19 protein-coding genes are annotated in these 20,148 nt (G+C 42.1%); 10 read left to right on the top strand and 9 right to left on the bottom strand.

The genetic code is table 11. From position 1 onward, the window contains the following. Nucleotides 1–11: 11 nt before the first annotated feature. Both QVP35_RS00100 and QVP35_RS00095 read left to right on the top strand, forming a co-directional pair. Nucleotides 12–2,393 carry a DNA repair exonuclease gene (locus QVP35_RS00100; RefSeq protein WP_009291249.1) on the top strand — a complete coding sequence of 794 codons (2,382 nt, stop codon included), beginning with the start codon at nt 12–14 and terminating at the stop codon, nt 2,391–2,393. A 15-nt stretch (nt 2,394–2,408) separates the two neighbouring features. Then, entirely contained in the window at nt 2,409–4,634 is a 2,226-nt protein-coding gene (locus tag QVP35_RS00095) for a transglycosylase domain-containing protein (protein WP_006568005.1), read from the top strand. A 63-nt stretch (nt 4,635–4,697) separates the two neighbouring features. Here the strand turns inward: QVP35_RS00095 and QVP35_RS00090 are convergent, their stop codons facing one another. From QVP35_RS00090 to murC, 4 genes are all read right to left on the bottom strand, one after another. Continuing rightward, a complete protein-coding gene (locus QVP35_RS00090; protein ID WP_009291251.1) occupies nt 4,698–5,867 on the bottom strand; it encodes a ribose-phosphate pyrophosphokinase in 1,170 nt (389 codons plus the stop codon). A gap of 57 nt (nt 5,868–5,924) precedes the next feature. Beyond that, nucleotides 5,925–6,914 (bottom strand): ATP-binding protein, encoded by a 990-nt coding sequence (locus QVP35_RS00085; protein WP_009291252.1) that lies wholly within the window; start codon nt 6,912–6,914, stop codon nt 5,925–5,927. A 1-nt stretch (nt 6,915) separates the two neighbouring features. Continuing rightward, nucleotides 6,916–8,001 (bottom strand): DnaD domain protein, encoded by a 1,086-nt coding sequence (locus QVP35_RS00080; RefSeq protein WP_009291253.1) that lies wholly within the window; start codon nt 7,999–8,001, stop codon nt 6,916–6,918. A 265-nt stretch (nt 8,002–8,266) separates the two neighbouring features. After that, complete coding sequence (gene murC / locus QVP35_RS00075) at nt 8,267–9,649, bottom strand: UDP-N-acetylmuramate--L-alanine ligase (RefSeq protein ID WP_009291254.1); 1,383 nt, start codon at nt 9,647–9,649, stop codon at nt 8,267–8,269. A gap of 478 nt (nt 9,650–10,127) precedes the next feature. Here murC and spoVG point away from each other — a divergent pair, with 478 nt between their 5' ends. The 4 genes from spoVG to QVP35_RS00055 all read left to right on the top strand — a co-directional run bounded on the left by spoVG (nt 10,128) and on the right by QVP35_RS00055 (nt 12,291). Continuing rightward, complete coding sequence (spoVG, locus tag QVP35_RS00070) at nt 10,128–10,424, top strand: septation regulator SpoVG (protein ID WP_006567998.1); 297 nt, start codon at nt 10,128–10,130, stop codon at nt 10,422–10,424. Between the two features lie 181 nt (nt 10,425–10,605). Beyond that, entirely contained in the window at nt 10,606–11,112 is a 507-nt protein-coding gene (locus tag QVP35_RS00065; protein WP_009291256.1) for an RNA polymerase sigma factor, read from the top strand. Between the two features lie 83 nt (nt 11,113–11,195). Then, nucleotides 11,196–11,351, top strand: coding sequence for a hypothetical protein (locus QVP35_RS00060; protein ID WP_009291257.1), 156 nt, complete (start codon nt 11,196–11,198; stop codon nt 11,349–11,351). Nucleotides 11,352–11,448: 97 nt separating this feature from the next. After that, nucleotides 11,449–12,291 carry a hypothetical protein gene (locus QVP35_RS00055; RefSeq protein WP_009291258.1) on the top strand — a complete coding sequence of 281 codons (843 nt, stop codon included), beginning with the start codon at nt 11,449–11,451 and terminating at the stop codon, nt 12,289–12,291. A gap of 482 nt (nt 12,292–12,773) precedes the next feature. On the opposite strand, the gene QVP35_RS00050 is transcribed toward QVP35_RS00055, so the two are convergent. The 4 genes from QVP35_RS00050 to QVP35_RS00035 all read right to left on the bottom strand — a co-directional run bounded on the left by QVP35_RS00050 (nt 12,774) and on the right by QVP35_RS00035 (nt 15,117). Then, a complete protein-coding gene (locus QVP35_RS00050) occupies nt 12,774–13,250 on the bottom strand; it encodes a hypothetical protein (protein WP_022260653.1) in 477 nt (158 codons plus the stop codon). 251 nt (nt 13,251–13,501) lie between these two features. Continuing rightward, on the bottom strand, nt 13,502–14,182 hold the full coding sequence (locus QVP35_RS00045; protein ID WP_022260652.1) for a DUF4367 domain-containing protein: 681 nt from the start codon (nt 14,180–14,182) through the stop codon (nt 13,502–13,504). Beyond that, complete coding sequence (locus QVP35_RS00040) at nt 14,166–14,735, bottom strand: RNA polymerase sigma factor (protein WP_006567990.1); 570 nt, start codon at nt 14,733–14,735, stop codon at nt 14,166–14,168. Before QVP35_RS00040 ends, QVP35_RS00045 begins: the two co-directional genes overlap by 17 nt. Nucleotides 14,736–14,838: 103 nt before the next feature. Continuing rightward, entirely contained in the window at nt 14,839–15,117 is a 279-nt protein-coding gene (locus tag QVP35_RS00035; protein ID WP_006567989.1) for a hypothetical protein, read from the bottom strand. 129 nt (nt 15,118–15,246) lie between these two features. Here QVP35_RS00035 and QVP35_RS00030 point away from each other — a divergent pair, with 129 nt between their 5' ends. Next, a complete protein-coding gene (locus tag QVP35_RS00030) occupies nt 15,247–16,302 on the top strand; it encodes a PTS transporter subunit IIC (protein WP_009291261.1) in 1,056 nt (351 codons plus the stop codon). A gap of 5 nt (nt 16,303–16,307) precedes the next feature. Here the strand turns inward: QVP35_RS00030 and yyaC are convergent, their stop codons facing one another. Next, entirely contained in the window at nt 16,308–16,874 is a 567-nt protein-coding gene (gene yyaC, locus QVP35_RS00025; RefSeq protein WP_009291262.1) for a spore protease YyaC, read from the bottom strand. A 205-nt stretch (nt 16,875–17,079) separates the two neighbouring features. Between yyaC and QVP35_RS00020 the strand changes: the two genes are divergently transcribed. From QVP35_RS00020 to QVP35_RS00010, 3 genes are read left to right on the top strand one after another with little or no spacing between them, the layout of a single operon-like run. Continuing rightward, nucleotides 17,080–18,231 (top strand): LysM peptidoglycan-binding domain-containing protein, encoded by a 1,152-nt coding sequence (locus QVP35_RS00020; protein WP_022260651.1) that lies wholly within the window; start codon nt 17,080–17,082, stop codon nt 18,229–18,231. Nucleotides 18,232–18,290: 59 nt separating this feature from the next. Then, nucleotides 18,291–19,484, top strand: a complete 1,194-nt coding sequence (locus tag QVP35_RS00015; protein WP_009291264.1) for a DUF5711 family protein — start codon at nt 18,291–18,293, stop codon at nt 19,482–19,484. Between the two features lie 11 nt (nt 19,485–19,495). Further along, nucleotides 19,496–20,008: a CvpA family protein gene (locus QVP35_RS00010; protein WP_022260649.1), complete on the top strand. Its 513-nt coding sequence runs from the start codon at nt 19,496–19,498 to the stop codon at nt 20,006–20,008. The last annotated feature ends 140 nt before the right edge of the window (nt 20,009–20,148 follow it).

Here is a 20,148-nt window from a genome sequence, read left to right as displayed (position 1 = left end):
GAAGGTGAGACATGAAGTTTATACACGTTGGAGACCTCCATCTCGGAGCCTGTTCGGAAGCAGAGAGGGGATGGGGGGAAGAGCGGAAAAAGGATATTGAGCAGAGTCTCAGTGAAGTCATTGCGCTGGCCAATGAAGAACAGGCAGACTTCCTGTTTCTGTGTGGGGATATCTTTCACAAAAAACCATCCTTGAGGGATTTAAACAGGCTGGATTCTTTTTTGTCCCAGCTGGTATGTACCAAAGTTTTTATGATTGCGGGAAATCATGATTTTATTGACGAAGAATCGGCATATCTGCGATATCGTTTTTCGGCTGATGTGCATTTGTTCACTGAAAGAGAGCTTACGAGAGTATACGAAGAGGCACAGAATACCTATATCTACGGTCTCAGCTATCACAGCAGGGAAATTACAGAGCCTTTATATGAAGAGGCAGGGCCCGGGAAAGAAGAAGGGATTCATATTCTGTTAGGGCACGGAGGAGACGGAACACACAGTCCAATAGATTTTCACAAGCTGAAATGGTCAGGATTTGACTATGCCGCGTTAGGCCATATTCACAGACCTGAGATGATATCAGAGGATCTGATCGCCTACGGCGGCAGCCTGGAACCGTTAAACAGGACGGAGACAGGGCGCCGCGGAATCTTTTTGGGAGAAATCACAGACGAAAAGAAGGTCGTCCGTTTCCTGCCCATCAATCAAAAAAGTTATGTGGAAGTACGGGTGGACCTGACAGAAGATATGGATGAACAGGAAATTCTCTGTGCTGCGGAAGAAGAGATGAAGCTGCTGGGGGAAAACCAGATGTTTACGCTGTTCCTTCAGGGCTCAAAAAGAGCAGAAATTCGTCCTGATTTTGATCTGCTCGGAGCAGAATACAGGATCGTGGATATTATTGATAAAACAAGGGGTAGCTGTACAGAAGAATCGTTGCTGGAATCCAACAAAGATAATATTATCGGTGCCGTACTGTGCCGCCTTGAGGGGATGCCGGAAGCGTCGCACTTTGCAGGGGAAGCATTTGAGCAGGCATCCAGGGGATTATATAAGAAGCGCCGGTCAGAAAAACGGGAGAGCAGATCTGCTTTTTATATTCGGAATATTTATATCGACGGTTTCGGGAAATTCTGCGGAAAAGAATTATCCTTTGTGCCTGGATTAAATATTGTATATGGACCAAACGAGAGCGGGAAGACTACAATCAAAGAGTTTATCGTTCATATGCTGTTTGGTTTGGAAAAATCCAGAGGCATTGCGGCGAGATCTGATGCATATACTATATATACGCCGGTTTATGGAGGAAATTACGGAGGCGTCATGGAGATTACAGCGGACGGACATGCCTGGCTGCTTGAGAGAAGGTTCCGGGCGGGAGAAAAGTCTCTTCATCTGTATGATAAAGAATCAGGTGAAGAAGGTGATCTCTCAAAGCTGTATACCCTGAGCCTCGGTGCATATAAGGATTCTTTCTGTATTCAGGAAGGGGACATCCCTCCGTCAGGAAATCTCTCTATGGAACTTACCAACTATACATCCAATCTGACAGGCAGTAATACGGCAGATATAAAAATTGATCTGGCCCTGAAGGCCTTGAAAGAAAAGAAGAGTCTGCTGAGACGAAAAAGCAGAGAGGAATCAATTCTTTTGACAGAGAAGAGGGAGCGTTATTTGAAGGCTCCCGAGTCTGGTGATCAGGGCCGAAAGCCGCGGAGTATCCCGTTGTTTTTGGCAGCTGCAGCTGTATTTGCAGCGGCTGGCTTTGTTCATCCGGGCTTCTTTGCAGGCTGTGCGGTATTTCTGGTGTTATCGGTTCTTTCGGTTCAGTCAGAAAAGAAGGAAACGACAGAACGGGAGGACTTTAAGGAAGAATTAAGAAGAGACTACCAAATTCTTAAAGAACAGACAGACCGTACAGAATATAATATAAATCAGGCAGATGCGGCCATTCAGGCTGTTTTAGATGCCGCCGGGGAATTCCGGGAAAATCTCGGAGAACAGTTTAACAAAAAGGTCAGTGAGATCGTCAGTTATCTTACGGGAGGAGTGTACGAAAAAGTAAAAATTGATGAATCACTGTCTTTTATGGTAAAATATAAAAACAGGTTTATTGATCTAAAGTATTTAAGCGCGGGAACCGTAGAGCAGATTTACCTGGCTGTGAGGCTTGCCGCGGGAGAGATTCTATATCCGAAGGAACCAGTTCCGGTTCTGATGGATGATATTTTCGGCAACTTTGATGATGAAAGGACCCGGAGAGCGCTTGATTATTTGAGCAGGCATTCCGGCAGGCAGCTGATCTTATTTACATGTAAGAAAGAGCTGTTTCATCAGCTGGACCGGAAGAATCAGAAAATCCACTGGATTTCCTTAGAGGAAACCAGAGAATAATGAAAGGTGGAGAATATGGCTGAAGAAACAAAAGAGACAAAAAAAGTCATTTCCAAAGAGAAAAAACCCAAAAAGAAGAAAAAGAAAAGAAAGATTCTTTTAAAGATCTCCATTGTTTTTCTTCTTCTGGTGGTTATCGGCTGGTTCACCATCGGAATGAAAGTCATGAAGCTGAGGGCAGAGGCTAAGGATCTGGTAGCCAACACTTCAGAGCAGACATTTAAGGCAACCCAGACGAGTGTCGTCTATGATACGAATGGGAAGGTGATCACCAAACTGAAAGGTGAGAAGGATGTCTATTATCTGAAGTATAAAGATCTGCCGGTTTATGCGGTAGCGGCAATGATTTCCGTGGAGGACAATAATTTTTACAAACATAATGGAGTAGACTTCAGGGGTATCGCCAGAGCAGCAGTATCCTTTGTTACAAATAAGGGAGAAGTTACTCAGGGAGGAAGCACGATCACACAGCAGCTGGCAAGGACTGTATTCCTGACTCGGGAGATTTCCTGGCAGCGCAAGGTCAAAGAAATGTTTGTGGCATGGGGTCTGGAGAAGGAGTATTCCAAGGACCAGATCATGGAGTTTTACCTGAACAACGTTTATTTTGCAAATGGCTATTACGGAATTCAGGCTGCCAGCAAAGGCTATTTTGATAAGGATGCCAAGGACCTGACCATGTCAGAAGCGGCATTTTTGTGTGCGGTTCCGAATGCGCCGAACATGTATGAACCCTATCATCATAAAGAAAAGACATTGACAAGGCGAGACAAGATCCTCAAAGATATGTATAAGCAGAATCTGATCACCAAATCTCAGAGAGATGAAGCTCTGAGAGAAAAGATCACACTGAAAAAGAAAAAGACTGAGCAGAAAAGAAATTATATTGAAACTTATGTAATTCACAGTGCTACAAAGGCACTGATGGAAAAGCAGGGATTTGAGTTCCGTTATGTGTTTGACTCTGACGAAGACAAACAGGATTACGATGAAAAATATAATAAGTCTTATGCTGAGTGTAAGAGAACCTTATACAGTGCAGGATATCAGATTCATACATCCATTGACCTGAATGCTCAGAAGGAACTTCAAAGCAGTATCGACAATGCTCTGAGCGGATATACGGAGAAGGATAAGAACAAGGTTTACAAAGTCCAGGGCGCCGGCGTCTGTATTGACAATGAGACAGGAAAGGTAGCAGCCATCGTAGGAGGCAGATATCAGAAAAATGCAGGATTAGGCCTGAATCGTGCTTATCAGAGTCCGAGACAGCCGGGAAGTGCAATTAAGCCGATCCTTGTCTATGCTCCTGCTATGGAGAGGGGATATGGACCGGGTTCTATTGTAAATGACAATCCAATGAACCCCAAAGACAAACACAGGGTCCGGAATTCCGGAGGTTCCTATTCAGGAAGTATAACACTGAGGCGTGCATTGGAGAAATCAAGCAACGTGGCTACGATGAGGCTTTACGAGGAGATTGGGCCGAAATCCGCTCTCAGGTATCTGGAAAAGATGAACTTTAAGAGTCTAGATGAAAATGACTATAAGTATTATACAACCTGCCTCGGCGGTTTCACCTATGGAACTACGGCTGAGGAGATGGCCAGCGGATATGCGGCACTTGCCAATCAGGGTGTGTTCAGAGATCCGACCTGTATTGTGAAGATTGAGGACTCTGACGGTGAGACTGTGGTCTCCAATCCATCCAAGAAAAGAACGGTTTACTCAGCCAATACGGCTTCTATGATGAGCAGCGTTTTAAAGAGTGTTATCACCAACGGTACAGGACGGGGGGCAAAGGTTCCCAATGTAGATACCGCGGGAAAAACAGGTACTACAACAGACAACAAGGACGGCTGGTTCTGCGGATATACCCCTTACTACACAACTGCAGTGTGGGTAGGAAGGGATGACAGCAGGGTAATGGCCAACCTGAGCGGTTCCGGTTATCCTAAGACTATCTGGAGCAATTTTATGAATGAACTCCACAAAGAGTTTTCAGGAGGCAAAAAGCTGAATTCCTATGAAGGCGGAGGCGGCACAGACATGCCGGCTACAGGCCAGACAACAGCAGGTACGACAGAAAAGGGAAGTACGAAAGGCACAACCCAGACAACGACTCAGGCGACTACCCAGGCCACAACCCAGGCGACCACTCAGGCAACGACCCAGGCCACAACAGCAGCGACACAGCAGCAGACCGGTGATGACCGGCGCGGTGCCGGAAATGATGAATAAATAAACAAAGGCAGCAGACTTAAAATAATTAGTCTGCTGCCTTTTGCTATACTGCTGATAAGTTTATAAATGATTCTTTTCCAAATATTCTTTGATGCGCTCGGTTGGGTCCAGGAGTTCGCTGATAGACCCGTTGTGGTTCAGCGTATCGATCAGCAGAGCCACATATTTGCTCACGTCTGAAGATACATACCAATCACGCTCCAACAGTTCCGGTGTCTGGTAAGTAAGATTGGTTGTGATAACCTTTTCTATGATACCTTCTTCCACAGCCTTGTCGAAGACATCAAGTCCGTTTGTAAACAGACCGAAGGTAGAAAGACAAAATACACGCCGCGCTTTTCTGGCTTTCAGTTCTTTGGCCACATCGATCATACTCTCTCCGGAAGATATCATATCGTCCAGGATCAGAACGTCCTTGCCTTCCAGGGAAGCTCCCAAAAATTCATGGGCCACGATAGGATTGCGGCCGTCTACGATAGTAGAATAATCTCTGCGCTTATAGAACATACCCACATCGACGCCGAGGACATTGGCCATATAGATGGAGCGCTGCATAGCACCCTCATCCGGGCTGATGACCATCAGATGATCGCTGTCAAAATTGACTCCGTCACACTGCTCAACCAGAGACTTTACAAACTGGTAAGTGGGCTGTACTGTATCAAAGCCGCTGTTTGGAATGGCGTTCTGTACACGAGGGTCATGGGCATCAAATGTAATGATATTCTGTACTCCTAAATGAATCAGCTCCTGAAGCATCATAGCACAGTCCAGAGACTCTCTGGTGCTTCTTTTGTGCTGACGGCTTTCATACAGGAAAGGCATGATGACACTGATTCTCTTGGCTTTGCTGCCGCTGGCAGCAATGAGCCTTTTTAAATCCTGAAAATGATCATCCGGGGACATAGAGTTCTGATGACCGCACAGGGAATACTTGATGCTGTAATTCAGCACATCAACGAGAATGTACAAATCGGTTCCGCGGACAGACTCACGGATGATTCCTTTTGCTTCTCCGGAGCCGAAGCGGGGACAGCCGGCATCCAGCAGATAGCTTTCCTTGTAATACTCATCATATCCGGGCATATTCTGATAGCGGGGGGCTTCATCTCCGCGCCAGCCTGTAATATACTTGTCAATCAGATTGCCAAGGCTTTTGCAGCTCTCCATAGCGATGATGCCAAGATTGCCGTCGGGAAGGGTTTTAAAGTTTCGGTCAGATCGTCTCATTATAAATCTCCTTTGTAGTTTGTTCACTCTTTTTATATCACTCCCGAAGCGATTCCGTCAAGGCTTGCGGGAAAAAGATTTCTTTAAACGGATATCCTCGCCGTATATTTGGCAGATGGTATAGTTCTCAATAATTCTGGAGAAAATCCGTTCCGTATAGCGGTCTTTTAAATTACGCATAGATAAGTTTGTTGAAATAAGTGTTGATTTACCGCTCAGCTGCCGTTCATTCAGGCAGTGAAACAGCTGGGAAGTTATGAAGGCATTGTTAAGCTCTGTCCCCAGATCATCTATAACCAGCAGGTCACAGTGAAAGATCAGCTGGTAGGACATAGGGAGATGATCCTTACGCTTTTGATATGCCTGGGAAGTCAGAATATCAAACAACTGAAATGCGGTCACATAGACACAGGTATAGCCCTTATCCATGATTTCTTTCGCGATACAATGGCTTAAAAAGGTCTTCCCGGTGCCGGTGGAACCGTGCAGCAGCAGGTTTTCCCTGGAAGGAAAATGTCCGATGAAATCACGGCATTTTTTCAGCACGGCATGAATATTCTGTCTCGGAGAAGGACGTCCGTCCTCCAGAAGTTTATCAGAATAATATTGATCATTGAAACGATGAAAATTCTCTTTTTCAAGAATTTGCTGCATATTGGAATCAGAATAGATCAGGCGAATCACAGCCTGACGGAAACAATGGCACTTTTCGGTACCGATATATCCGGTATCTTTACAGTCGGGACAAGTATAAACAGGGTCCAGATAATCCTCAGGATATCCATGATCTAAAAGAAGCCGGCGCTTTTGGTCAGCCAGCTTCTGATTCTTTTGCCTGCAGATATCCATTGAATTATGATCTTTGGATGCGATCAGCTGTTTTCCCAGGAGAACAGCGTTGTGAGCCATCTCCCGGTCCAGATCCCTCATCTGAGGAATCTGTGCATAGACCTCACGTTTGCGTTCTCTGGAGAGATTGTAGCCGCTGAGCCGGTTCGCCTCGTACATCCTCATGATTTCCTGATATTGTTCATTGGTCAGGGACATCTCAGTCCTCCTTTACAGGGTGTATCTGCTTTTCAAAAAGCTGTTTTTCCAGTTCATCATAGTCATAGTCACGTTCTTCAAAATTGTGGAACTGGTTGTTCGGCTGCGGGGCTGCGGCTTTGGATACAGTACCCGGGCGGCTTTCCAGTTTTTTCACATCATCCAGTGAAACCACATGGTTGTCCTTCCACTTTTTCAGAATACTGTCCGTATACTGAAATTTAGGCTGGCCGATGGAGCGGATCGTGCGGTTGCAGGCCTCAATGACGATACTCAAGTCAAAGCCGTCGGTCTTGAGCCAACGTTTCATGTACTCAATCTGTGCCGGTGCGGGCTGGTTATTCAGTCCGAAGGCATGCATGATCTGATAATACTCTTTCTGATAGTTCTGGCAGTGAAGCTTGGCCTCGTCTGCTGTGCGGATGCCCTCCTGATACCAGGCAATCGCTACGGTCTGCATATAGCGGAAATTTTTCTTGCCGTTGGATACACAGTAATCTACTAAGTGTTCGATCAGCTCCGGTGACATCGCAAGGTCATCGTAGAAGTAAGAGAGAGTATTCAGATCATTGGCGGTGAGCGGACGCCCTATGTACATTTCTGCGATATAGATCAGATAAGAAAACTTATCGTCCTTATTTTTCTGGGCCAGCTGTGACGGAGTCAGCGTCCTCAGGGCCGGAACTGCCTTAGCTTTCGCAGCCGGAGCAACGGCCGCGGGTTCCACTGCCGGTACTTTCGCAGGTTTTTCTTTTTCCGGCTCCATGAGATCGTCCGCGTCAATCGTCAGGGCTGTGGAAACGGGGAGCAGTTTGATGGAACGGATCTCTCCGCCATCCATGACCAGGTCCAGGAGATTTTCTTTTTTCCAGTACTTCAGGGCGCGGCAGATATCACGCTCCGTAAGTTCCAGCAAATCTGCCAGACAAGATATATTAAACTTCTGGCCGTTAGAAACCATGCGCAGGAGGTAAATATAAACCTTCACATATTCTCCGTTGGCTTTGATCATGTAGTAGTCTACGAAGGCATTCGGTAATAAAGTTCCCCCTGTCGGGTATGTTGTCGTTACGTTAATACTGCTCATAAATCCATCTCCCTAATATTAGTCAATACGTCTCTTTCTTTAATCTAAAAGAACTATAACGCAGACCGAATAAATTGTAAATAGCAGCTCTTTTCACAGAGTAATCCACAAAATAATTGTGGAAACTGTGGATAACGTGGATAAGTAAATGGAATCCGCAGAAAGACAAGCCTCACTTTAAAAATCTTGATGTGGAAAAAATAAAGAAAAATCCACAGGGAAAGTTATACACAATTGTGTATAACCCTGTGGATAACGTGGATAACTATTTCTTAACTAACTCATTGCCGATAGAATCAACATTTCCGGCCCCCATAGTTATCAACAAATCATTTTTTTTGCATTTTTTTAAAATAAATTCTTCTATCGCATCAAAATCCTTGATATATCGAACGTCAGTACCGGTTTTTTCGATTTTATCTGCTAAGTCTCTGGCGTGGACCATGCCGGTGTCTTTTTCCCGGGCAGCATAGATATCGGTAATGATCACATGATCGCATTGGCTGAGAGCCTCGGCGAACTCATCTAAAAAGGCATTTGTCCTTGTATAGGTATGCGGCTGGAAGACGCACCACAATTCTTTGTGAGGATAATTTTTGCAGGCATTTAATGTTGCTTTGATCTCCGTAGGGTGGTGGGCATAGTCATCAATGACGGTAAAGCCCCCGCAGGTCCCTTTATATTCAAATCTCCGCTTGGCACCGGAGAAGGTCAGGAGACCGGCTTTTACAGTATCTATGGAGAGCCCGAGGAAATCAGCAACGGCTGCGGCAGACAGCGCATTATTAATATTATGCAGGCCGTTCACATTTAATGACAGGGAATCTACAAAAGTTCCTTCTTTGTACAGGTCAAAGTGTCCATGGCCCATAGAGTCATAGGAAATATTTTTAGCCGTATAGGTAAATTCATCGTTATCAATGCCGTAGGTCACATACTTGGCTTTGAGCCCTTCTACGATATAAGAAATGTCATCAATCTCCCCGTTCAGGACGAGCAGGCCGTCTTCCGGGAGCTTATGAGCAAACTTTTTGAAGGAATCACGGATTTCATTAATATCATGGAAAAAGTCCATATGGTCTTCTTCTATATTTAAGATAATGCTGATCTTCGGAAAAAATTCGAGAAAGCTGTTCGTATACTCACAGGCCTCTGTCACAAAGACATTGGAATGGCCGACGCGGATGTTGCCGTCAATAATGTCCAGAATCCCCCCCACAGTGATGGTTGGATCTGTCTCTCCGGCCAGCAGGATGTGTGAGAGCATAGAAGTCGTGGTTGTTTTGCCGTGGGTTCCGGATACTGCCACTGCATTTTTATAATTGTGCATCATTTGTCCGAGCAGAGTCGCACGCTTCATAAGAGGGATGCCTTTCTGCAGTGCGGCTTTGTATTCTTCATTTTCCGGATGGATGGCCGCAGTATATACCACCAGGTCAATATCATCTGTGATATTTTCCGCAACTTGCCCTAAAAAGACTTTGGCGCCTAAAGAACTCAATTTTTCGGTGATATCGGAGGAACGGATGTCGGAACCGGAAACAGTAAATCCTTCTTTGAGAAGGATTTCGGCAAGACCGCTCATGCTGATGCCGCCGATCCCCATAAAATGAATATGAATTGGTTTCTTGAAATCTATTTGATACATAGGAATTCCTAACCTTTCTCTGATTTTAAAAAAAGTGTTTTTTCTATTATAGTGCACAAAAAAATAAGTTGCAAGGAAGGAAATGAGAAACAGGGGGGTTCGGCAAAAAAGGTGTACAGAATGATGGAAATATCGTCGTATTTTGTACCGCTAAATAGTAAAATACAATAATATCAGCGAAAATATATAATAATATTTGTTCACATTTCACGAAAGAGATGCTATAATAAACATTATCTAAGATAGTATGTACGATGTTGATCCCTGCACAAGCATCAGGATCGGCTTCCAATTTGGATTTTGGAAGGCGGCAGGTGCTTTGTTTTAGAGTATAGATGTTTACAGTGGGAGTCATAGTATGGGCAGAACGTGTTGAGAGTGGGGATATTTTGCGGCACTGAAAAGGGAAGGTGATAGAGTAAAAACGGCCGCACAACAGATCATTAGCTAAAGTTTTGAAAACTAGGAGGAAGACAACATGCAAATTACAGATGTACGTATCAGACAAGTAGCAAAAGAAGGGAAAATGAAAGCAGTCGTTTCTATTACGATCGATAATGAATTTGTAGTACATGATATCAAAGTCATCGAAGGAGAAAAGGGCCTGTTCATTGCAATGCCAAGCCGCAAAGCTGCCGATGGGGAATACCGTGACATTGCCCATCCGATCAATTCGGCAACGAGAAACACGATCCAGACCATGATCCTGGAACAGTATGAGGCCATGAGACTTGGAGATATAGACGCAACTCAGCCGGAAGAGGGAGCAGAGTAAACACTTAATTCTAAATGCTATGATTGTCCATAAGTAACAGGAACGGGAGATCCGCCGTTCGCTGATCAGTAGATTAAGACAGTATATAACATGACTTTCAGAGCCATGCCATATGCTGTCTTTTTGCGTTTCAGATAATTTTCTGTTATGCTGTAACAAAAAATCAGAAGCGGGTTAATATATGGATGATACATCAAGAGAAAATGCATTTAATTTGTTATATGACGAAAGTTATGAAGAGATGCTCAAATTTATGAAGGGGTTTTTTTATTGGGACTGGGAGGAGGCCTATGATGTCCTTCAGGAAGTATATCTGACGGCATATGAAAAAATAGAGAGTCTTTCAGAACATGAAAATCCTGTCGGATGGCTGAAACAGACAGCAAAATACAAAACATATCATGTGTTTGAGAAGAAAAATAGGATAGACGAGATACTGACAGACGAGAATATAATGTCATTAAACCAAAAGTTTGAGGACGATTACAGCGGACTGCTGGAAGTGGATCTTAAAAATGTACTCTCGGAAGACGAATTTCGTCTTTTCTATGATTTTTATATGAAAGGATTTACGATCAATGAGCTTGCGGGATTCAGGGACAGCACAGATCAGGCGGTAAAATCAAAACTTGCAAGAATACGAAAAAAAGCAAGGAAACAGCTGTTTATTCTTATTATGTTTGGCTGAATAAAGTCAATTTAAACGACACCTTCGCGTGTTTTTTTGGGATATAGATATGTAACCTTAAAATTCATGTGAAAGGAGCCGAAATGAGAAGGAAAGAATTTGAACAGTTACTAGAGGAAGCGGTTGGGAAATTTGTAGAGCAAATCCATCCAGAGGATATAGAAGAAGAAACATTATCAGAGGATGTAAAAGAAAAAATAAGGTCAAAAATTACAGATATTAATAAGACCCAGAAATAATCCGTAAAAATCGTCGGTTCTTGGTTATGATTCACATATATAAAATTATCTGTTACAATAAATAGAAAATTCACAGAACATAGAACAGGTACAAAGGATGAAAGATTTTATAATCAAGAGATGGGCTTTTGAATGGATTACAGAATTTTTTAAATCCCAATCAGATCAAGAGAAATTATGGCATATAGAACTTATATTAGAATGTATGGAGCCCTTAAAAGATGAAGGTAAACTTGATAAGGAAGCATTCTACTGCGGACATGTAGAAAGAAGAAACTTATTAAAAATAAGAAGAAGGAAGAGGTACTGCTCGATTGCAGCAAAGGCAGCGGTAATTGTTCTTGTATTTATGCTTTCAGCGCAGGTGATATGTTATGCGATAACAGGGAAGTCAATTTTTTGTTATCTGGGTCAGATGAAGGAAGAAACAACGATGATTGAATACGATATTCATGATCCTGATGAACCATCAATATTCCAAACGCTCGAAGAACTCATAAATTATGTTGCATCTCAGGAAAATGGAACGGTTGGAGAATATAAAGATAAACATGTTTCTTCATGGGAAGAGATAAAAGCAATTAGTAATGGTAATGTAATGTATCCACAAAAGATTCCTAAATACTGGAAATTAGATAAGCTTTATGTAAAGGTATTGGGTACATTAGAGGGTCCTTCTTTTGCGACCTACGTAAGTGGTAGAAAAACTTTTTATTATATGTTTGAAGATTGCAGTGGCACTGAGGTTGGAGGTGGTGGGGTACACTTTGGAGAAAAGAAAAAGAAAATAAAAGTATTGAAGCATGCCGGAGGAGAATTTTATATTTATAAAGGAAAATATTCCCTATCAGTTCTGGGATATGTTAAAAAATGTCATATTAATATTGTGGGAGATTTAACCGTAAAAGAAGCGGAGGAAATTATAGAGTCTATTGAATAGAAAAAAGCAAAGGCGATAATTTGGCCTTTGCTTTTTTTATAAAGAACATTAACAACAGATTGTAAGAAACTTCAATGGCCATTTTTTATGAGAGAGAGAATGAGGTCCAGCGAAATAATCACAATCTGTTGTTAATGCCCTCTATTATAGTGACTGAAATAATATGGAAATAGTGAAATATATTCGCAAGTTTTGTTAAAAAATGCAGAAAGGCCAATGTTATTATGAATTCATGGTGCTCTCTGCTCACTGATACTTATAATCTAAGCTTTTAACAAGAGGAGTAGATTCAACCATTAAAGCAGGTTTCCGCACCCGCTTAACCAATTTTTTAGAATGGTTTGTGATTTGGATGGTTTTCCTTTCTTTAATATTATAATAGTTAATATGTTCTTAGGAATAATGATTGAAAAATACCCCTCTATAATAGAAACTGTTTTTAGAGCAAAAAGGTGAATATTTTTTGGTAAGGAAAAATTTTTTTAATATTTTCTAGTAGTTGAATTAATGGTTTCAGAGTTTATCAAACTTCCACCTTTTGACTTATAAACTTTCAAGGTACTTCTGGTTCGGTATTTATAACCCTTTTTTACATAATGGCTATTATCATATAATTGAAAATCTTTTCCTTTAGTGGTCCCAGAAACCAGGGTAGACCATGATCCGCTTTTATACCTTTGTAGTTTCACGGTAATTGTAACATAATAACTACTTTTTAGTGGAATACAACTAGTAAAGTAATCTGCTCTACCCTTGCTAGAAATCTTTAAATTGGTTGTTATGTCGAAAAATCCGGCCCATTTGTTTTCAAAAAGGGGCAGAGAAAGGGGTGAGGGAACTATTGATGCATAATTTGTGTTGGGTGTGGAACATGCACTGACTGAATTTGCTGAAATAGGCAGTAGTATCAAAGATAATAAAAATAAATTGAAAATAAAACGTTTAAATAAATTACTCATAAATCCTCCTTTTATCCTTACCACTTTGAAAACAAAGCAGAGAACAAAAAGGTGAATTATTAAATGATTAATAAAAATTCAGGAAAATGGGCGATTAAAATACAGAGAACTTATTTATAAGTTTTAAAGAATAAATTATTGAACTTTAGCCGCAATAAAGTTTAAAGCATACAAAAAAGAACCTTACATTCAATAAAATCTGAATGAAAGATTCTTTTAGTTAAAGTTTTGTTATTAAATATGTTGAAAAACTAATATCTGATTCCATTTGCTATTTTAAGCATTTCTTTTTTCGTCAGCTTCGATGAAATTTTAAAAATACATTTGTTTCTATACCATAGTAATTGATTGTATGAACCTTCTAAGTAATAGTACTCAATTTGATTATCTTTAAATTGAGTATAACCTGTTTTATCTAGGTTGGTATATGAATTAGAATCAATGTTATAATTTATTTGAATATACAAAGAATTTTTCTCATTATCTTTATATTGATAAATACAAAAGTCACCATTTTTAGTAACACGCTTTTGTTTGAAATGATAACCAATAGGAATGTATTGGAAAACTGATTCAGGATCTTTTTCTTCATTTTGAAACTTTACTAAAACCTTATTTTGTTTTGTAGTCTTAAATATAAAATTCAACACAGGGACTCTAAAAGCCTCAACACTCATCACAGTAACAGAAGCCATAGTAAACAGTACCACAAACACAGCCGCAATCCGCCGTGCAGTGATAAATCTGCGTTTTCTGTTTGCCCTTTTCCTGGCCGAGGAAAACATGGTGTCAATTTTTTGATTTAATTGATCCGACAGTTCCTCTTCAGGAATATTATCAGGGGAGATTTCGTCGGTCCATCTGCCTGCACCATACTCGATGATATGGTCAAACAATTCTTCATTTTTGTCTTTTTTATCGTTTGTACTCATAACTCAATCCCTCCTTCTCAAACAGAGCACGTAAGGAACTGCGGGCTAGACTGCAGCGCTTCTTTGCAGTCAGTTCCGAAATTTGTAATAGCGTTGCTATTTCCAGAAAGCTGAATCCATAATAATAGTACAGGATAAGAACTGTCTGCTGGTTCGTTGGCAGCCTGCCAATCTTATCTACCATTACATTTAAGTCAATATATTCCATGTAATAATCATTTGGATCAATCAGGTATTCTGAATCTTCGCCGTCTTCGTAAGTCAGTTCTTCGTGATTATTTCTGCTCTCAACCTTGATCATGTCATACGCTGTGTTGCGAACTATGACATATAAAAACGTAAAGGCCTTTTCATCGGGCAATTCTAAAATCTTTTCAGAATACAGCAACGCTTTCTCGAAAACATTTTGAAGTACATCTTCAGCCAACGTATCATTATGAATATATTGCTTTGCTACATATTTCAGCTTAGGCGCATACTTGTTGTAGAGCAGTTCAATATAATCAACAGCGCTCTTGGTAGGAGGTTTATTCTTCCGCCGTTTCATTTTCATTCTCTCCCTTTTTCCCCCTTTTATGGTTTCTCTCTATATCTCTCATTATAGATAGGTTTTCCGGTATTGTAAAGCTTGTACAAAAAAAGCCTGTAGAAATATTCTAAAGGCTTTGGTCTTCTTCGATAACCTGGACCTCCAAGAAATCAAAGTCAATATCTTCAATAAAACTGTCATGATAAAATCTTGTTTTATCGTGGGTCATAAATTCCTTTTTGTTCGCCTCCAGCCAGAGAGGTTTCGGCAGATCAAACTCATAACAAATGTCTTCAAGAGCCTTATATACCTTTCGGGTACGGTTCAGACCGGCATCTTCCACACTGATTACGGTGTCTTTCAGCAGCCGGTTGCTTTTCATTAGTTTTCCCCACATACGGAACATTGGTTTTACCTGCTTTCTATTTGAAATATATTAAGTATAATAGAAGATAAATATAAAACAGTCAATATTGTAGTGAGAGAGAAAATGATTTAAAATGACGTTAAAGAAGAATATTGAGGAGAAGATCGAATGAAGATTTTAAAGAGGTTCTTTATTGATGGATTGTCCGGGATGGCGCAGGGGTTGTTTGCGACTCTGATTATCGGGACGATTCTGGAACAAGTTGGACTGCTGATAGGCGGAAATATCGGACAAGTCCTGGCAGTTGGTGCGGCAGCGGCCAAAGTACTGACCGGGGCCGGGATTGGCGTGGGAGTTGCCTCACGTTTTCAGGAACCGGTTCTGGTAACCGTTTCATCGGCATGTGCAGGAATGATTGGAGCATATGCATCAAAAATTATGGCGGGAACGCTGATTGTCAAAGGGGCTGTCGTCCTATCTGGTCCGGGGGAACCTCTGGGCGCTTTTCTGGCTGCCTATGTAGGAATTGAACTGGGACGCCTGATCTCTGGAAGGACACAGCTGGATATCCTGCTTACACCACTTACAACCATTTTATCCGGGGGTGCCGTAGGTCTGTTTCTCGGTCCATGGATCAGTCAGCTGATGGCGCGATTGGGCGACCTTATCCGGTGGGGTACGGAGCAGCAGCCGTTTTTGATGGGTATTGTAGTATCAGTTCTGATGGGGATGGCACTGACTCTGCCGATTAGTTCAGCCGCGCTGGGAGTCATATTAAATCTCTCAGGAATTGCTGCGGGAGCTGCTGCAGTTGGATGCAGCGCTCAGATGATAGGATTTGCAGTGGCGAGTTTCAGAGAGAACAGGGTGGGAGGCTTAATTGCTCAGGGAATCGGTACATCGATGCTTCAGGTTCCAAACATCGTCAGAAAACCGCTAATCTGGATTCCGCCGATCCTCACCAGTGCTGTGCTGGGACCTGTTTCTACTATAATATTGAAGATGACAAACAATGCCATTGGTTCCGGGATGGGGACAGCCGGATTAGTAGGGCAGATTATGGGATATAAGACTATGGTGGCCGGCGGGGTTTCTCCGGCCGCAACCGCAGTCATGATCATTGGAATGCATATCATTGCTCCTGCACTGCTGACTTACTTTATATCAGAAGGCATGCGCCGGATGGGCATTATAAAACAGGGGGATATGAAACTGAATATGTGACATCTTTAAGTCGTTGCGGCATGTTTCGCAAAATACCGGACAGAATCCTCTACTCCGCATGCAATATAAGAGGAGAGTTCCATGACCGTGTGAAGCCTTGTGGTCTGTATGGTGTTAAAGTTGGTCTGTGATGTGAAATTTACGATGCCGGTAATCGAGATATCTCCTACAGGCGGCAGTTCTTTGTCTACACCCTGTCCGGGAAACAGCGGCATGGAAGACACGGTCACATAGCCAACATGATCAGCAGAACCCAGACACGCATCGATGGCGATAACAAAGGGCTCCCTGAACGAGCGGTAAATTTCGGCCATAGTCTGAGTAAGATTTCCGGCATGTACCGGCTGTGACAGAGTTCCGAAGACTTTATAATAAGAAGATGTCATTAACTGATGGCCTACCAAGGGCCCAAGACAGTCACCGGTAGCACGGTCTGTTCCCACACACAGGACGACTACCTGCTGGCTGTCTTTTTTCTGCATTTGAATCCGGCGGATCAAATCTGCCTGCAGTAAAGCACCCGCTTCTCTGTCTTTGGGATTGAAATAGGATATTCGGTCTGAAATGCGCATTGCGTTCTCCAATCATTTCTTAAATATCATTTTTCGCCGTATAAGACGCTCCATATAGTTTATACATAAAACAAAAAAGTATACCGTCCCAATACGTACTTCCCACATGGGCAAAATTATTTTCTTCAGTCGACGCCCTTTGATAAAAAAATTGAAAATACTGTGGTAAAGTCTTTGGTATTAAAGAGGAAAGGGAGGCTTTTTCGTGAGAGCAGAAAATCAGTTGCCGAAGAACATCAGACAGATCGGCGGGCCTGTGGGAACAACAAAAGTTTATATCGAAGATTTTGTAGTTACATTTTTAAAAGCATTGACGACGGACAAAAACACTTTTGTAAGAGGGGCTATATTATTTGGAGAAAAAAAGAGTATTGATAATGAGACTGTGATATTTATCAGAGGAGCTGTGGAAGGGCAGAATATAGAGCTGGATTTGGACGAGACCGTATTTGACGATAAGGTTTGGCGGGAAATCTATCAGAAGAAAGAACGTTTCTTTCCGGATCTGGAGGTGATCGGATGGGCGCTTTCCAGAATGGGATTCTCGGTAAGGCTTAATGATAAGATAAAGAAGACTCATTTTGAAAATTTTCCGGGTGACGGGAAAGTGCTGTATATGACAGATCACCTGGAGGGGGAAGATGCATTTTACGTATACCGCGGACAAGATCTGGTGAGACAGAGCGGTTATTACATATACTATGAAAAAAATCCGATGATGCAGGAATACCTTATTGAGCGGAATCAAAAATTAAAAGAAGCTGTATCTTATGAAACCATGCTGGAAGCTAAGAGAGATGAAAAAATTGTGCGGCAGTTTCGGACAATCGTCCAGGAGAAACAGAAAAGCAGCAAGACAAAGGACATGATGAAGCGGCTTTCCTCCAGTGCGGCAATGCTCCTTGTCCTGATCTTAGCCGGAGGAATGTTCTATTATTCCAGATTGGATAACAGTTCCTCCTTTGGCGACGCGATTCATGGGGCGGTGGAGACCATGGGAAAAGGCGTGAAGGACAATGTTTCAATGGAGGAAGAAAACAAGGGGTCAGGCACAACCACGAAACAGCTGCCGGCCAGCACCGAAAAAGCGGACGGGACAGAGGCGGGCACGACAGCGGACGAGAAAAAAACAGAAGCCGGCACAACCGCAGCCGCTGCGTCAACACAGAAATCTACGCAGTCCATGGCACACAGCCAAACTTATGTCGTCAAAAAAGGGGACAGTCTGGTATCCATTTCCCGCAGAATGTATGGAACCAGAAAATATATGTATAAAATACTGGATGCAAATAAGATTGGGCCGAAGGAGCATATCTATCCCGGACAGAAACTAATTATTCCTAGTATAACAAAGTAAAATCATGTATAATAAAGCGTGATATTGATAATGTTAAATAAAAATACAGGGGTTTTACAATGAACCATAGGATAAAATCAGGTTTTTCCCTCTATACAAACAGCAGGGAAGCAATGCAGAATTCTATTTTGAAAAAACAGATCCGCAAAAAACAGAGGATCATTCTTGGAGGGATTTTGTGTGTGGTACTGTTTGCAGTCTTCCTGGCATACAGATATCGGACTTACCACACACTCAAGACAGAACGGACAGTGGCAGAACATGTGGATTCCGGGACGAAGTCCTTTGCATATAAAAATGGCTCCATAAGTTATAACGAAGATGGGATTTCGTTTATCGACGGTGACGGTAAAGTAGAGTGGGAGAAGGCTTATTCCATCAAGAATCCGATTGTTACATACTGTGGAGATTATATCGCAGCTGCATATAAGAACGGGAATGAGATTCTTCTATATGACAGTACCGGAAAAGTAAAAAGATTTTCCGCCTCATATGCGGTCAGTGATGTGGAAGTTGCGGAACAGGGAGTGATCGCCGCAGTTTTGCAGGGAGATAATGAAAATTATATAGAGCTTTACGATGCTTCTCAAAAGAAGCTGGTAACGATCAAGACGACGATCGATGAAAATGGATATCCGCTGGATATTGACCTGTCCGAAGACGGCACGATGCTGGTTGTCAGTTATCTGGTAGTGGACGGACTGCAGACGAAGAACCGGGTAGCGTTTTATGATTTCGGAGAAAAAGGGCAGGAAAAAGAAGACCGGCTGCTGGCGGGATTTGACTTTAAGGATACCGTGATCCCAAAGATTCAATTTATGGGAAAAAATACGGTTTGTGCGTTTGGTGATAATAAAACAATTATTTTTAACACAAAAGACACACCTTCGAAACAAAAAGAGATTAAAATAAATTCCAGGATCAAAAGTATTGCTGCGGATGATTCCCATTTTGCCCTGATTCTTGAGAATAAAAAGAAGTCTTCCAAAGAGCAGTATCTGGTACAGGCCTATAACCGTTCCGGCAGAAAGGTTATGGAGAGAGAGATTAAGACAGAATTCTCGGATGTGTACCTTGGCCCGGACGGAGTACTGTTTGTGGGAAATTATCATTGCTCTATGATAAATTATGCAGGCCATGAGATGTACCAGCAGAATTTTAAGAAAAGGATTCAGGCCATGGCGCCCACCGGGAAAGCGGAACGGTACTTGATTACATTTGAAGATAAAACACAGTTGGTTAGATTACGTTAGATGGTGATATTATGGGACAGATTATTTTAATTGTATTGCTGCTGATTTTGATATTTGATACGATCAGAGGATTCAAGCGAGGATTTCTGAAATCGCTTCTCCTTTTGGCGACCTGGCTTTTGACCTTTGCCATTGCCTATTCGGCAGCGGACACCGTAAAGCAGTATGTGATACAGATGTTTATGAAATCAGAGCAGAATATACTCACAGATCAGCTGGCATATTTTATTGCGTTTGCTTTGATCGTGCTTGTACTGAAGGCCGTATTTTCAATACTGGTCGGCGTTATCAGCAAGTTCGGAGACCTCCCTGTGATTGGATGGTTCAATCATTTCTTTGGAGGGGTTCTGGGATTTGTGAAAGGAATTATTGTGATATCCTTTTTACTGTTTGCCATTTACCTTTGTCAGTACATTGGTTTCAAACAGGAATATAATGAAATCATGCAGACCAGTTCTTTGCTTCAGTTTATGGCAGAAAACAATCCGGTGATTACAATGTTAAAGGGTGCGATGCCTTTTTAAATTTTAAAGAAAGCCTTTGGAAAGCCTCATTGATACGGCGTTTTCCGAGGGCTTTTTCTTTTTGCTCTATTACAGGGAAAGATTCTCTGCAAAAGAATGTGAGAAAAAAGTAAAAAAACCTGTTGACATTTGCCGGCAGC

Origin of the sequence: Anaerostipes sp. CAG:276, from assembly GCF_000432215.1 — a bacterium.
In the GTDB taxonomy this organism is placed as follows: domain Bacteria; phylum Bacillota; class Clostridia; order Lachnospirales; family Lachnospiraceae; genus Anaerostipes; species Anaerostipes caccae.
The sequence above is the reverse complement of the archived record's forward strand: the minus strand, read 5'-3'. Positions and strand labels throughout refer to the sequence as shown.